At 64.3% G+C, this 14,701-nt stretch carries 15 protein-coding genes; 12 read left to right on the forward strand and 3 right to left on the reverse strand.

Translation table 11 applies throughout. From position 1 onward, the window contains the following. Window positions 1-382: 382 nt before the first annotated feature. Window positions 383-3,028: an AAA family ATPase gene (locus AC1C2O_RS16440; RefSeq protein ID WP_495431516.1), complete on the forward strand. Its 2,646-nt coding sequence runs from the start codon at window positions 383-385 to the stop codon at window positions 3,026-3,028. 59 nt (window positions 3,029-3,087) lie between these two features. On the opposite strand, the gene AC1C2O_RS16445 is transcribed toward AC1C2O_RS16440, so the two are convergent. Then, a complete protein-coding gene (locus AC1C2O_RS16445) occupies window positions 3,088-3,468 on the reverse strand; it encodes a PDDEXK nuclease domain-containing protein (protein ID WP_495431517.1) in 381 nt (126 codons plus the stop codon). Between the two features lie 36 nt (window positions 3,469-3,504). After that, window positions 3,505-3,684, reverse strand: coding sequence for a helix-turn-helix transcriptional regulator (locus tag AC1C2O_RS16450; protein WP_495431518.1), 180 nt, complete (start codon window positions 3,682-3,684; stop codon window positions 3,505-3,507). 96 nt (window positions 3,685-3,780) lie between these two features. Between AC1C2O_RS16450 and AC1C2O_RS16455 the strand changes: the two genes are divergently transcribed. Together AC1C2O_RS16455 and AC1C2O_RS16460 are read left to right on the forward strand one after the other, a co-directional pair. Then, window positions 3,781-4,356 (forward strand): helix-turn-helix domain-containing protein, encoded by a 576-nt coding sequence (locus tag AC1C2O_RS16455; protein ID WP_495431519.1) that lies wholly within the window; start codon window positions 3,781-3,783, stop codon window positions 4,354-4,356. A 9-nt stretch (window positions 4,357-4,365) separates the two neighbouring features. Beyond that, entirely contained in the window at window positions 4,366-5,466 is a 1,101-nt protein-coding gene (locus AC1C2O_RS16460; protein ID WP_495431520.1) for a tyrosine-type recombinase/integrase, read from the forward strand. 56 nt (window positions 5,467-5,522) lie between these two features. Here the strand turns inward: AC1C2O_RS16460 and AC1C2O_RS16465 are convergent, their stop codons facing one another. Next, window positions 5,523-6,011, reverse strand: a complete 489-nt coding sequence (locus AC1C2O_RS16465; protein ID WP_495431521.1) for a YajQ family cyclic di-GMP-binding protein — start codon at window positions 6,009-6,011, stop codon at window positions 5,523-5,525. A gap of 235 nt (window positions 6,012-6,246) precedes the next feature. Between AC1C2O_RS16465 and AC1C2O_RS16470 the strand changes: the two genes are divergently transcribed. The 9 genes from AC1C2O_RS16470 to AC1C2O_RS16510 all read left to right on the forward strand — a co-directional run bounded on the left by AC1C2O_RS16470 (window position 6,247) and on the right by AC1C2O_RS16510 (window position 14,543). Next, window positions 6,247-7,488 (forward strand): sugar ABC transporter substrate-binding protein, encoded by a 1,242-nt coding sequence (locus tag AC1C2O_RS16470; protein ID WP_495431522.1) that lies wholly within the window; start codon window positions 6,247-6,249, stop codon window positions 7,486-7,488. Window positions 7,489-7,554: 66 nt separating this feature from the next. Further along, window positions 7,555-9,168: an ABC transporter permease subunit gene (locus AC1C2O_RS16475; RefSeq protein WP_495431523.1), complete on the forward strand. Its 1,614-nt coding sequence runs from the start codon at window positions 7,555-7,557 to the stop codon at window positions 9,166-9,168. Window position 9,169: 1 nt separating this feature from the next. Further along, window positions 9,170-10,078: a sugar ABC transporter permease gene (locus AC1C2O_RS16480; RefSeq protein WP_495431524.1), complete on the forward strand. Its 909-nt coding sequence runs from the start codon at window positions 9,170-9,172 to the stop codon at window positions 10,076-10,078. A 536-nt stretch (window positions 10,079-10,614) separates the two neighbouring features. Beyond that, a complete protein-coding gene (locus AC1C2O_RS16485) occupies window positions 10,615-10,947 on the forward strand; it encodes a PadR family transcriptional regulator (protein ID WP_495431525.1) in 333 nt (110 codons plus the stop codon). After that, window positions 10,944-11,591, forward strand: a complete 648-nt coding sequence (locus tag AC1C2O_RS16490) for a hypothetical protein (RefSeq protein WP_495431526.1) — start codon at window positions 10,944-10,946, stop codon at window positions 11,589-11,591. The genes AC1C2O_RS16485 and AC1C2O_RS16490 overlap by 4 nt, the downstream gene beginning before the upstream one ends. Before the next feature lie 274 nt (window positions 11,592-11,865). Then, window positions 11,866-12,036 (forward strand): hypothetical protein, encoded by a 171-nt coding sequence (locus AC1C2O_RS16495; RefSeq protein ID WP_495431527.1) that lies wholly within the window; start codon window positions 11,866-11,868, stop codon window positions 12,034-12,036. A 98-nt stretch (window positions 12,037-12,134) separates the two neighbouring features. Continuing rightward, complete coding sequence (locus AC1C2O_RS16500) at window positions 12,135-13,322, forward strand: ABC transporter (RefSeq protein ID WP_495431528.1); 1,188 nt, start codon at window positions 12,135-12,137, stop codon at window positions 13,320-13,322. A 35-nt stretch (window positions 13,323-13,357) separates the two neighbouring features. Next, entirely contained in the window at window positions 13,358-13,828 is a 471-nt protein-coding gene (locus tag AC1C2O_RS16505; protein WP_495431529.1) for a DUF6121 family protein, read from the forward strand. A gap of 67 nt (window positions 13,829-13,895) precedes the next feature. After that, the gene (locus AC1C2O_RS16510) at window positions 13,896-14,543 is read left to right on the forward strand and encodes a spermidine/putrescine ABC transporter substrate-binding protein (protein WP_495431530.1); all 648 of its coding nucleotides are present in this window, start codon (window positions 13,896-13,898) and stop codon (window positions 14,541-14,543) included. Window positions 14,544-14,701 lie beyond the last annotated feature (158 nt).

The raw sequence follows: 14,701 nt of genomic DNA on the forward strand, positions 1-14,701 counted from the left end.
CCTGCCCCGCAAAACTGCCCGTCCCGGGGGCGTCAAACGCTTCACCACAAAGCGGACTCTCCGCGAGAGATTCGGGGCGTGGCCGTGTCGACGGACGCGTCGGAAAGAGGGCCGCTGCGACCGACGTCTGACCGGGTGTGGAACATGATGCCGAAGATCGCGACCCCGAAGGCCCCGAAGACCCCGAGGATCACGAAGACGAAGAGACCAAGAACAACGCAATGCACGCAGGCACCAATAGTGATTGCTAGTTAAATATGACTTGAAAACGGAGTATCCTCGCGTTATGCGAGGTGGTTTGGAACGGTGGAAGCGAGGCGGCGATTCGCGCGGTGTTCGCCATGCAATCTCCTACGCACTCGAGGGAACGTGCGATGCCCACTTGCCACACCCTCCCGTGGTCGAGATGCTCGAGAACTACAGCGGCACCACCGACTCGACGGTGGCGCGCTTCGTCGTCGAGGACGGAGTGGTCAGTTCCGACGAGCTCTCCACCGGCGGACTGCGTGTGTGGCTCACCGGCCATGATCCGGTCACGGGGGAGCAACGCGGCACGTCACTCATGCGACCCGACGCAGACTTGCTCCTGGACGGCACGCTGAATCACCCCAAGTCATACAGCATCGCCGCGTTGCTGCATCCGGAATTGGCGGTGGAGTTCGAGGCGCTCCAGGACCGCATCCGTGACCGCGTCATAACCCTTTGGCAACGCGAGCTGAATGCGCGGCGAGGCCACGGCGGACTCATCCGAGAGCCCATCGCTCGGCTCGAGGTCGTCGAGTTGCAACACCGTCGGTCGCGCGCTCTGGACCCGCATGCCCATCGGCACCTTTGGATGAACGTGAAAGTGCGCGGTGACGACGGCAAGTGGACCAACGTCGATTCACGAGTCGCGATGAAGTTCCACACCGTCATCAACGCCGAGGGTGAGCTCGCCGCACGCACCGATCCGCAATGGATCGCCGCACTCGCCCGCCACGGTTACACAACCGGTGCGGACGGGGAGATCGCGGAGCTCGCCGCCGCAGTCGCGCCGATGTCTCGGCGATCGGCGCAGATCGAGACAAATCGAGTCCGTTTGATTGCACAGTGGGAGGCCACGCACAGCGGAAGCAGGCCGAGCGTCGAAGTCCTGCAGCAGATTGATCGCAGAGCGTGGGCAGTCGCGCGCCCTAACAAGCCCTCCCTTCTCGATGAGCAATCGTGGGAAGCGACCGTGCGCGAAGAACTCGCCACGATCGATGCCGCACTCCTGACCCCACGGATGCCGCGAGCAGTCGACCCCGTCTGCGTGGACGATCTGGATCTCGACATGCTCGCCGCCGCTGCAGTAGTCGATGCGGATCTCCGATCCACCGGATCCAGCGGACGGTTCAGTCACTATGACCTCCGCGCAGGGGCCATCCGGGCGCTGTCGCGATCGGGCGTGGTCGCAGATCGTGACGGTCTCGATGCCATCCTGCGCCGCATCACCGATCGCGCCCGCCGCCTGACTGTAAGCCTGTCGTCACAGCCGGCGGTTCCCGAGCACGTGAAGTCTCTGATGGCGACCGAGACAATGCGGCTGAAGATCCGCGTCGCCGGAGCATTGGACGCGATCGCCACTTGCGGTCGATCGCTGTTGCCGAACGAGCTGCGGCGCGTAGCTGCATGGGTCGAGCCTGCTGACGGCCTCGACGCGTCCCAAGCGGCGGCCGCGTGCGCCATCGCTGGCTCCGTCGGGCTGGTGGCTGTCATCGGTCCGGCGGGTGCAGGTAAGACCACGATGTTGCGTGCGGCACTGCACGCGTTGACATTGCAACGACGGCGGATGCTCGTTGTCGCGCCTACCCGCAAGGCCGCATCGGTTGCGTCGCGTGAGACAGGAGTCGAGGCGTCCAGCGTCCATGCGCTTCTGTACGACTACGGGTACCGGTGGTCGACCGATCCAACGGGAGCGCAGGTGTGGCGCCGCCTCGACATCGGCCAAGTGGATCGCGTCACCGGGGTGAACTACGACGGCTCACAGAGACACTCCTTGCGCCCGGGAGACCGCATCGTGGTGGATGAGGCTGGCGTCCTGGACCTGCACGCGGCGAACGCGCTATTCGAGCTCGCCCTCGATGCCGGTGCAGGCGTGGCGATGGTCGGCGACCCGCACCAAGCGCTTCCCGTCGGCCATGCCGGAGCGATGGCATCCGCGATCCGTCACGCACCGGCATCCATCGAAATGGACACGGTCCACCGATTCCACGACATGGACTACGCCGCGCTCACTTTGCAGCTCCGCGACCCGCGCGACGGCGAGCATGCCCTCGAGATCGCCGAAAGACTCCATGCTGGCCGACACCTGCAACGAGTCGACAGCGTCGAGGCGGCACGGGAAGCGATGATCGACGGATACTTCGACGCCGAGGGCCGCGGTCAACGCGTCGCGATAGTTTGCGGAACGAACAGCGAGGTGGATGCGGTCAACGCACTGATCCAGGGTCGACGCGTTGAGTGCGGCGAACTCGACCCCACCCGCGTTGCGATCGGGATGGGGGAGCAACGGCTCCTGGTCGGCGACGCCGTGCAGACCCGCCGCAATGACCGGCGCACCGGAGTCGACAACCGCGCGCGGTGGATAGTGAACAGGATCGATGACGACTTCGTTTCCCTCGTCTCGACCGGCGATAGTGGCGAACGACGTCGGGTGACACGCGACTACGCCCTCGAGCACATGCAGCTTGCGTACGCCTCGACAGTGCACGGCATCCAGGGGGAAACGGTCGACAAAGCGATCGTCGGTCCTGATGTGGATGCCGCAGGCCTCTACGTCGGACTCACCCGTGGACGTCACTGGAATCACGCGGTTGTAATCGCCAGGACGGATGCCGCGGCTAAACGCTCCCTCGCCGCGACGATGTTGCGAGGCACCACGGAGGTCACCATCAGCGACTCGCTTCGCGCAGTCGAAGCGGAGCTACGGCGGGCTGCGCGAGACGAAGCGACGAGGCCGCAAGGATTCGGAGTGGCCGGCGTGAGCACAGCCGGAATATCTCGCTGACTATCCGTACCGAGTCGGCTTCATCGGGGCAATCGCGCAACGGGTTGTTACGCGATTGGTCACGGGCCTTCGAGGGCGCGTGAGAGGTCGGCCTCGGACGGAAGTACCGCTCGTTCGGCTGGGGGGAGTAGGTCGTAGCTGGCGATCGCGATGGGCTGGTTGCTACCTGCGAGGGCGTACCTCACTACGCTGTCATTCTTGTCCGTGCACAGCAGGAGGCCAACGGTTGCTCCGTGCGCGGGGCGGCGCAACTGGTCCTCAACAATCTCGACGTAGAAGCCAAGCTGGCCGGCGTATTCGGGCTTGAACTTGCCGACTTTCAGCTCGACTACGACGTAGCGCAGCTGTTCGACGTGGAAGAACAGGAGGTCGACGAAGAACTCGTCGCCGCCCACATCGAACGGGACTTGACAGCTGCGCTGCGGCCGGCCGTCTGTCATTTGTCAGCCGCGCCATCGTGACTCGAGGGGTTCGCGTCATTTTGCACTGGAAAACGCGTCCGCGATGTACTTCTCTACGTCCGACTCGCGCCAGCAACGGCGGCCGGCGATAATCGCCGACTGAGGGGCGGTGCCCATGTGGACCATCCAGCGCAGCTGCGCTGGTGTCCGACGCAAGCGGTCGGCTACCTCGCCGATGAACATGATCTTGTCCATTCTTCTCACCTCCGTTCATAGTTGGAAGTAACTGGATATTCCAGTAGACCATGATATCTAGTCGCGCGCAATAGAATTGCGTAGTACCGTCGTCTCATGGCAAACGATGCAGAAATCGGCCGAAATGTGACGCGTCTAAGAGGCGGTGGGAGCCAGAAGGATCTCGCTGATGCGATGCGCAAAAAGGGCTTCCGATGGTCGCAGGCCACCGTTTGGGCGGTCGAGAAGGGCGAAAGGCCGCTCCGGCTGACCGAGGCTGAGGCGCTTGGCCAGGTCTTTGGCATCCATCATCAGATGTTGCTTTCGACGGGCGATCACCTTGATCTCACGTTGCACCTTCGCGAGTTCGGCGAACTGTTGGACGAGATCCACGAACTTGCCTACAGCTCCTTCGCTGAACAGCGACAGCTCGCGGTATCCATCGATCTGGTGCCGGCCGGTGAGCTGGATGAAGATATCACCATCGACGTCGTACGGCGTACAGCGGTCGACGCTGCAGTCGAAGGGTTGGCCCGCGCAGCGGAACATCATCGCGGACTTCTCGATGTCAACGAACTCACGGATGGTTCGGTCGACCGATCCGCTCAGCAGTTCACCGAAGCCTTCGACGCCCACGTGCGCGACCTGGTCGAAGGGCAGACGGGGCGTTCGCGTGGAGATCGGGCCCACTAAGGAGCACTGATGGCATCCATCACGCAGCGAGACGACGGCGTCTGGCGCGCGCGGTATCGAGACGCGGCAGGCAAAGAGCACGCCCGACACTTCGCCTTGAAGCGCGACGCCCAGCGGTGGCTGAACGAAGTCGCGGCAGCCGTGGTCACCGGGCAGTATGTCGACCCGAACGCCGGAAAGATCATATGGTCCGACTGGACGAGGGCGTGGATGCAACGGCAGACATGGGTCGAAGGAACGCATGAAGCGGCCACGGTTGCCGTGTCGAGCGTGCCGTGGAAGAACGGTCCGATCGGCGCCGTGAACGCCTCACACGTCCAGACATGGATCGCGGGAGAACTGAAGCGCGGGCTCGCGCCGTCCACGATCAAGACGCGTCTCAACTATGTGCAGATGGCGTTCCGCGCGGCAGTCGCCGATCGCATCATTGCGACGAATCCCGCAGTTGGAGTCAAGCCTCCACGCACCCGCAAAATCGAAGCGACCATGCGGGTTCTCGGCCCCGACGAAGTCCACGCCGTTCTGGAGACAGCTGGTGAGTTCCGAGGCTTCGTCGAGGTATGCGTTTTCGCCGGCATGCGCCTGGGCGAAGCTGCAGGCCTCCAACTCGCCGACATCAATTTCCTCGGCCGCTCAATCCGGGTGGCCCGCCAGGTGCAGGGCTCTACGATCAAGGCCGCCAAGCTGGTGCCGCCGAAGTACCACTCCGAGCGGACCGTCTATGTGCCTGGTGAGCTCACCGCCTCGCTTTCGGCACATGTCGCGCGGAACGCTGTAACCGAACCCGAGGAGCAACTGTTCACGACTCCGCTCGGTCGCCTCTGGAATCGCAATAACGCAGCGGGGGAGTGGCGACGCATCCGCGAAGAGGTCGGGCTTCCGCAAGACGTCACGTTGCATACCCTGCGGCACACGTTCGCCTCGAACCTCATCGCCTCCGGCTGCGACGTGGTCACGGTGCAGCGTGCGCTCGGGCACTCAACGCCATCGATCACGCTGAACGTCTACAGCCACCTCTGGCCATCCGCAGAGGACAAGACGAGGGTGGCGACCGCGGACTTCATGGCACTCGTAGCGCGACCAACAGCCAGCGTACGAGCCACATCCTAGGATTCTGCGGACTCCCTGCGGACTAAAACAGGAAAACCCCAGGTCAGGGGCCTGCTCTACCGGTAGTTGATGAACTGCAGGTCGACCTCGAGGTCTGAACCCTTGAGCAGCGCGATCACTGCCTGAAGATCGTCGCGGTTCTTGGACTGCACGCGCAGCTCGTCACCCTGGATCTGGCTCTTCACGCCCTTGGGGCCCTCGTCGCGGATGATCTTGCCGATCTTCTTCGCGTTCTCCGAGGAGATGCCGTCCTTGAGCTCGGAGACGATGCGGTACTCCTTGCCGCTGGCGAAAGGATCGCCGGTCTCGAGGCTCTTCAGTGAGATGCCGCGCTTGATGATCTTGGACTGCAACACGTCGAGAACGGCCTTCGCGCGCTCTTCGGTGCTCGCCTTGATCAAGATGGATTCACCACTCCACTCGACGGATGCTCCGGTGCCCTTGAAGTCGTAGCGCTGCTCGACCTCCTTGCGTGCCTGGTTGACGGCGTTTTCCGCCTCCTGGTGGTCGACCTTGCTGACAATGTCGAACGATGAGTCTGCCATGGCGCCATCCTATCGATTCTGCCTCTGAGACGAGTTCTTGGAAGCGCTTCCACAAGCGCGGATGCCGTGCCACGGCTTATTACAGCTTGATATCGACGACGCCAACCATTGCGCGAACGGGAGATTTCCAGGCATACTGTAAGCGCTTGCAGTTCTTGCAGGCCCGAACGTCCTGCGTCGATGCATCCATCGGTCGCCGGCCGGTCGATCAACAGCATCGAGAGAGGCCCCACCAATGAAGGTGAACAAGAGAGGCATCGTCGCCTTCGGCGCGATTGCCGCAATTTCTACACTTGTGCTTGCCGGTTGCAGCACCGGAACGGAAGCCCCTGAGGGCGACAGCACCGACAACGGTGACGCGGCAGCATCCTCGCTGACTGTGTGGGTGGACGCTGAGCGCGTTGACGCCCTTCAGGGCGCAGCCGACTCATACGAAGAGAAGACCGGCGTCAAGGTCGACATCGTCGGCAAGGACGTCGACACGATCAAGGATGACTTCATCCAGCAGGTGCCGACGGGCAAGGGCCCCGACATCACGATGGGCGCGCACGACTGGCTGGGCGAGCTGTCCACCAACGGTGTCGTCGCACCGATCGAACTCGGCGACAGCGCCGACGGCTACCTCCCGGTCGCCCTCCAGGCTTCGACCTACGATGGCACCGTCTACATGCTTCCGTACGCGGTTGAGAACATCGCCGTGCTGCGCAACGCAGACCTCATCCCCGAGGCTGCCGCGAACTTCGACGACATGATTGCCAAGGGCAAGGCCGCAGGCCTGGAACAGCCCTTCGTCGTCGAGCAGGGCGCCGAGGGCAACCCGTACCACCTGTACCCGTTCCAGACGGCGTTCGGTGCACCGGTCTTCGGCACCGATGCAACTGGTGCCTACGACGCGGCTGACCTTCAGCTCGGCAGCGCAGGCGGCACGGCGTTTGCCGAATGGCTCGGCGCACAGGGTGCCGCAGGCACCTTCAACACCGACATCGACGGCGAAATCGCCAAGCAGCAGTTTATCGACGGTAAGGCAGCCTTCTGGCTGACCGGCCCGTGGAACGTCGGCGCAGCCGTCGACGCCGGCATCAACGTCGCCATCGACTCGGTCCCGAGCCCGACCGCTGAGGTCGCATCGCCGTTCGCCGGCGTCAAGGGATTCTTCGTCAGCTCCGAGTCGACGAACAAGGTTGCAGCCAACGACTTCCTGGTGAACTACCTCGGCACCGAGGAAGTTCAGCTCGCTCTGTTCGAAGCTGGCAACATCCTCCCGGCACTCACCGCAGCGGCCGACACCGCGGCATCCGACCCGATCATCGCCGGTTTCCAGGCCGTCGGTGCTGACGCAGTGCCGATGCCGGCCATCCCGGCAATGGGTTCGGTCTGGCAGTTCTGGGGCATCGCGCAGGCAGCGATCATCAACGGCGCAGACCCGGTAACGACGTGGCAGAAGCTCGTCGATGACGTAACGGCGGCAGTTCAGTAACACTGTTCGTTCTGTCGGGGCGGGTGCGCATGCGCCCGCCCCGACGGCATGACGATGGGGCGAGAGATGACAGACACCACGACCACAGAACAGACGCCACCGCCGACGAAACGGCAGCGTCAGGCTGCGCAGATCGCTGAAGCGGCATCCGGGAAGATCCGATGGATGCTGCTGAAGATCGCGCTCCTCGCGATCGTCGACGCCGTCGCGCTCTATGCGGCATTCGTGCTCTTCATGCACGGGGAATGGCTGGTGCTGGCGCTTGTCGTCGCCGTCACCGTGCTCGTCAACTACATCTATTTCTCTCGCAAGCGCATTGCGGCCAAATACCTCACTCCCGGCATCATCTTCCTGGTCGTGTTCCAGGTCTTCACCCTTCTTTACACCGGCTACATCGGCTTCACCAACTACGGCACCGGCCACAACGGCAGCAAGGATCAGGCGGTCTCATCGCTGATGGCGGCCGCGCAGGAGCGCGTTGAGGATTCGCCGACGTTCCCGGTCACCGTCGTCGAACAGCTCGGCACGCTCGGCCTGCTGGTCACCGATCCGGATGACGGAGACGTCAGCGTCGGAACGAACGAGCAGCCGTTGCAAGAGGTGTCCGGCGCGACCATGGACGGCAGTCGCGCGGTCGCTGTCGACGGTTGGACATCCCTGAGCTTTGCGCAGGTGCTCGCGCGTTCGAGTGACGTCGAGAAGCTCTCCGTCGCCTACAGCGACGACCCAAATGACGGTGCGATTCGCACCCCAGATGGACAGAGCGGATACCTCTACGTCTCGACGCTCGAGTACGACGAGGCTGCGGGCACCATGACCGACTCCGACTCCGGAACGGTCTACAGCGACATTGGCACGGGCGCGTTCACCTCAGAGGACGGCACCGAACTGCTGCCCGGCTGGCAGATCACGGTCGGCTTCGACAACTTCGTCCGTGCGGTCACCGACAGTGCGATCCGCGGACCGCTCATCTCGGTCACGATCTGGACGTTCGCCTTCGCGCTGATTTCGGTGGCGACGACGTTCTTCCTCGGTCTGCTGCTTGCGATCGTGTTCAACAACACTCGGATGCGCTTCCGCAATGGCTACCGCATCCTGCTGATCCTTCCCTACGCGTTCCCGGCCTTCCTGTCGGCGCTGGTCTGGGCGGGAATGATGAATGAGAGCTTCGGATTCCTCAACCAGGTGGTGTTCGGCGGGGCCGAGATTCCCTGGCTCACTGATCCGGTGCTGGCGAAAGTCTCGGTGCTGATCGTGAACCTGTGGCTCGGCTTCCCGTACATGTTCCTGGTGTGCATGGGTGCGCTGCAGGGCATCCCAGAAGAGGTCAACGAGGCCGGCGTCATGGACGGCGCGAACCCGTGGCAGATCTTCAAGCAGATCAAACTGCCGCTGTTGCTGGTGACGGTCGCTCCGTTGCTGATCTCGTCGTTCGCGTTCAACTTCAACAACTTCAACCTGATCTACATGCTCACCAATGGCGGGCCACGCTTCGATGATGTGTCGATCCCGGTCGGGCATACCGACATTCTGATCTCGATGGTCTACAAGGTGGCGTTCACCGGGCAGACCCGCGACTACGGTCTGGCATCCGCCTTCACGATCATCATCTTCATCGTGGTCGCACTGATCTCGATCGTCAGTTTCCGAAAGACCAAGGCCCTCGAGGAGTTGAACTGAGATGACCTCTGCATCCGCTCGTCTTGCACAGCGCCGCCTTCCCCGGCGTCGTCGCTCCTTCGGCGCATGGTTCGCCGATACCGGATGGCGCCACCTGGTTGCCATCGTCGTGAGCCTCTTCGCGCTGTTCCCACTGCTGTACGTGCTGTCGGCGTCGCTGAACCCGCGCGGAACGCTGACTGGCTCGAACCAGCTGTTCTCCGCAATCGGCATCGACAGTTACGTCCGCATCCTCAGTGATCCGCAGAATCCGTACGGGAAATGGTTCCTGAACACGCTTCTGATCGCGGTGATCACCGGATTCCTGACGGTGTTCATCGGAGCGTGCGCGGCATATGCCTTCTCACGTATGCGTTTCGCCGGCCGCCGCGTCGGACTCGTCACGATCGTCGTCGTGCAGATGTTCCCGCAGCTGCTCGCCGTCGTTGCGATCTTCCTACTGATGTCGACGCTGGGGGACTGGTTCCCGGCGATCGGGCTGAATACGCACACCGGGTTGATCCTTGTGTACCTCGGTGGCGCGCTCGGGGTCAACACCTATCTGATGTACGGATTCTTCAACACGATCCCGAAGGAACTCGATGAGGCCGCGCGCATCGACGGCGCCGGTCACACCCGCATCTTCTTCACGATCATCCTGCGACTGGTCGCGCCGATCCTCGCCGTCGTCGGACTGCTGTCGTTCATCGGAACGGTGAATGAATACGTCGTGGCGAGCGTCATTTTGATCGATCCTGAGCAGCAGACCCTGGTGGTCGGCCTCACCAAGCTTGTCTCGAACCCGCGCTACGCGGACTGGTCGGCGTTCTCGGCCGGTGCGGTGATGGCTGCGATCCCGGTGATGATCCTGTTCCTCTTCCTGCAGAAGTACATCGTGGGCGGGCTGACGGCCGGGGCGACGAAGGGCTGAGTCCCGCTTTCGTTGCTTGCTTGCGAGTAGGCGCGTGTGGTCGCGACTCCGGCCCGGCCCGGGCGCCGGCCGGGCGCGGCCGTGCTGGAGGTGTCGCGGGTTGGCGCTTCGGATGCCGCGGGGCGACCATGTGCGACCCCTGCCGGGGACGGCTCCGCTGCTACCGCCCAGAGGTGTCGCGGGTTGCCGCTTCGGATGCCGTCTGGCGACCATGTGCGACCCCCGTGGGTTTGAGTGCCGGGCGAGTGCGCCGGAGGTGTCACGGATTGCCGCTTCGGATGCCGTGGGGCGGCCATGTGCGACACCCGCGGGTTTTGAGTGCCGGGTGACCGCGCCGGAGGTGTCGCGGATTGCCGCTTCGGATGCCGCGGGGCGACCATGTGCGACCCCTGCGGGGTGTGAGTTCCGGGCGACCGCGCCGGAGGTGTCGCGGGTTGCCGCTTCGGATGCCGTCTGGCGGCCATGTGCGACCCCCCGCCCGCCGTGGGCGCCCGCACCACGCGGCCTACCTTGCGACGCATGCTACCTTGTCATGCATGACAGCTGATGTCGGAGCGCAGATGCGCAAGGGAGTAGTCGAGTACTGCGTACTCGGACTCCTCGCGCGTGAGCCGATGTACGGCTGGCAATTGGCAGAGGCGCTGACCGACGCCGGACTGATCGCGAGCATCGGCACGCTGTATCCATTGCTCGGGCGTCTGCGCGACAACGGCTGGGTCAGCACTTTCGATCGGCCAAGCGAATCCGGCCCTGTGCGCAAGTACTACCGACTGACGGATGCCGGCACGACCCAACTCGCGCAGTTTCGCGAGCAGTGGATGCCGTTCGCCCGAGTCGTCACAGGACTCATCGGAGAGGAACCCTCATGAACATCACCGACGCTGATCGCCTGCGCGGAGATTATCTGTTGCGCCTGGATGACGCCATGCGACATGTGCCGCACGGCGTCGCCGCCGAGATTCGTGCCGGGATCCTTGAAGAATTGCAGGGCCTGGATGCCGCGGCCACCGCCGCTCGGATTGCACAGCTTGGTGATCCAGAGGCTGTCGCCCGTGAGGCGCAAGAAGAAGTGCCGGCGCATCCAGTGATCGCCCCCGCAGTCGTCGCCCCCGCAGCGCGGAAGGCGCTGGCCACGAGCACGCGCGGTTTCGCCATCGCGGCGGCGCTGACGCTGAGCTTCGGCGGGATTGTGCTGCCGTTCGCCGGTTGGGTGGTCGGCGCGGTGCTGGTCTGCTTCAGTTCTCTGTGGCGGGCGTGGGAGAAAGTGGTTGCGATCGTCGTGCCGTTTGTCGCGCTGATCATCATTGCGGGAGTCGGGCTTATCGCCTTCGTCCCCGATCCTGCCGGAGTCACCGAGAGCGCATCGACCGGGAGCGGTGAGTTCTCCGCGCCTGTTCACAACCCGCTGCTTCCGGCGTCGTACGACTTCATGTGGAGCGGACTCGTCGTGGTCGGTATCCTGCTCATTCCGGCATCCGGACTCTGGCTTCTCTGGCGCCTTCGGCGTCGCTGACGCGGTCCCGAATCCCAGATCGGACGAATGCCGTCTGCGGCCGCGCCGGAGGTGTCGCGGATTGCCGCTTCGGATGCCGCGGGGCGACCATGTGCGACCCCTGCCGGGCGTGAGCCCCGGGCGACCGCGCCAGAGGTGTCGCGGGTTGCCGCTTCGGATGCCGTGTGGCGACCATGTGCGACCCCTGCGTCGGCCATGCTGCTCCCGCGGCGCCGAGCCAAGCCATCCGCGTGTCCACCTCGGCGAAAACTCAGACCGGTCGTACCTTGGACGCATGGCAGGGGTAGCTGGACGCAATCGGGCGATGAGCTGGGTCGCCGGAGTTTTCTGCGTGGGAGTCGTCGTGGTGCTGTTCTGGTTCGCTGCGCCGATGGCGGCGGAGCTCTTCAACTTCATCGGCGACACCTTGCGCGGCGCAGACCCGGGCACAGCTGGCTCCCTCTGAGATTCAGCGGGTCGAGCGACACGTCGGCATGCCTGCGCAGCCGCGTGGCCAGGCGGAGATAACCTCGACATTGCATATATCCGACGAGAGGCGCCCCCATGAGTGACCCCGAGGTTCCCCAGCCCGAGCAGCCGGCAGACGTCAATGACGTTGTCGACAGTGCCAACGCTGGACTCGCCGAGGCCGAGGCGGCCGCCGCCGAGGTACCCGGTGCTGACACTGATGGCGCCGTAGTAGACGGTGCTGCCGTAGGTGGTGCTGCCGCGAACGAGCCAGCCACGTCCGGTGCAGAACCCGCCAACATTGACAGTTTCGCGGATGCTGTCGACCCCGATCTCGCAGCATTCGAAGAAGCCGAGAAGTCTCACCCCGGTACGTTCGGCACGCCCGAGCCATATGTGTTCCGCGAGCCTGTCGAGTCGTCAGAGGCAATCGACGAGCGTGCCGCCGCGGATGCTGCCGAAGCGGCCGCGCCCGCCGACACATCCAGCGTAGACACGTGGCCGGCCTACAGATCGTCCGCCGACAAATCGGCCGCCGAGTCCGCCGACACCTCGATCGCCGACACCTCGATCGCCGACACCTCGATCGCCGACACCGCGTACCTGCCGCCTGCCGCTGACGACACCGCGACTCGCGTCGTTCCGTCTGAGCCTGGCGTCGCGGCCGAGCCGGTCGCGGCAGAGCCGATCGTCGCAGCGCCGCCGGCTTTCCCGCACCAGCAGCCGATCTTCGTGCAGGCTCCGGAGGCACCGCGTGAGCGAGGCAACCGTGGCACCGCGGCTGGCATCGGCCTGCTCGCAACACTCTCCTTCGCGATCCTCTACCTCGCTACCGTTCTGGGCCTGGGCTCCCTTGCCGGCGACATCACCGGTGAGAACATCGGCGAAGCCGCACTCGCTCCGCTGACCACCTGGGGCTTCTGGGTTCCGGTCGTCGTGTTCTTCATCGGCTTCTGGCTGCTGGGCGCGATCGTCAACCGTGGCCGTTGGGGCCTGTGGGTGGTCTTCGGCATCATCGTCGGCATCTTCGCCTATGCCGGTCACATTCTTGGGCAGCTGTTCGAGGCACCGTTCTGGACTCTCACCGCCAGTGAGGGCAGCGAGCTCGTTGGCTCGCAGCTGCTGGCTCCGCTCGCCATCGCCGCATTCGTGTTCGGCCGCGAGCTCACCATCTGGTTCGGCGCGTGGGTTGCTCGCAGCGGCGCCCGCAAGACCGAGCTGAACGCCGAGGCTCAGCGTGAGTACGAGCGCACGCTTGAGGCCGGCCCGAGCCTGCCGAGGTAATCACGACCACTTCAACGCCTGACCCTCGCGGCCCCGTGCCTGCGGGGGTTTCGGCCGTCTTGGCGGTGGTCATGACGACGATCGGATTCTTCGCGCTCGCTGTATTCGGTCTGGGCGCGTTGAGCTTCGCGACGGATGCTGACATCATCGCGATCCCTGGACTCGGCCAAGCGCCGGGGGCTGTGGGCATGATCATCGCCGTCGCCGTTTTTGCCAGCATCCTGTGGGCGGCCGTGCGGATCAAGCATCCGCGGTTCCGCTCGGTCTGGGCCATCTCGATCACTACCGCTCTCGCTCACCTGATGGGTGTCGGTCTGGTTGTGGCGATCACCTCCGGCGAGTTCGTCACGGGGCTGGCGGTCATGGGCGGGCTGATCACCGGGGGAGCGAGCCTCGTGATTTTTGTGGTGGCTGCCGTGACATCCTGGGCCGGAGTCGCGCTGCGCCGCACCAAGGCGAAGCATCCGCGGTGGCCGTGGGAACGCGATGATCCGAACGACGCGTAGCCGGACGGCACACAATCGAACGGCGCGAAATCTCGTCTGAACTCGCAGATCGCCCTATTCTGGAAATGTGGAGCGGTCGATAGAGACGCAAGTCGACCAGGCTGTCGAGGCCTGGTTGCGCTGGGTGCCGCGCTGGGAGCCGGCCACCCACCGCGGACGCGTCGCCCCATGTCGGCGCTGTCTCGGCTCGCCGATCCTCTCTGCCGCAGGAATCGGCGCCAACGTTCCGCACGGCGTGCAGCACGGATTGTCCACACGCATCAAACGCGTCGTCGACCACGCCGTTGCCGTTTACACCGCGCGCAATCTGCCCATGCTGCAGATGGAGCTCGACCAGCAGGCCGTGCGCAATCGCGCCCGCAGCTATCGTCCGTCCGAGGGTCTCGCGCCGGAGTTCGAAGGCATGCCGCTCGACCCGGATCCGACGCCGGGTGCCCCTTTCCTCTTCACGATCGCTGGGCTTGCCGATGACGATGGTGTCGAGCTGCCGCCGCTTCCGCCGCTGAGCGACGAGGCGAAGGTGGCATTGCGGCAAGAGGTCACCCTCGCCGACGAGTACGCCAACATGATCGGACGTGAGATCTGCGGCATCCTGTTGCGGCATCGCCTCAATGTGCAGGCTGCCATCTCGCAGTACGTCGAGCCCCAGATCGAGGCGCTTCTGGCCGAGCTCACCGAATCCCTCGACTCCCCGTTCGACCCCGACGGTCCGTAGCCTCGTAGCGCCGCCCGATCCTGTTGCTCCAGCAGCGAGAATGGCCTAGCTGCATGAAACAGGGGTTCCACGGACCTTTCTCATGCGGCAACCCCATTCTCGTGATGGCTCGCCGCCGCGGCATCTCGTTCGCCGCGCCCGGGTCTGGTCGAGACACC

The sequence above is a fragment of the Microbacterium sp. Y355 genome (assembly GCF_059445345.1).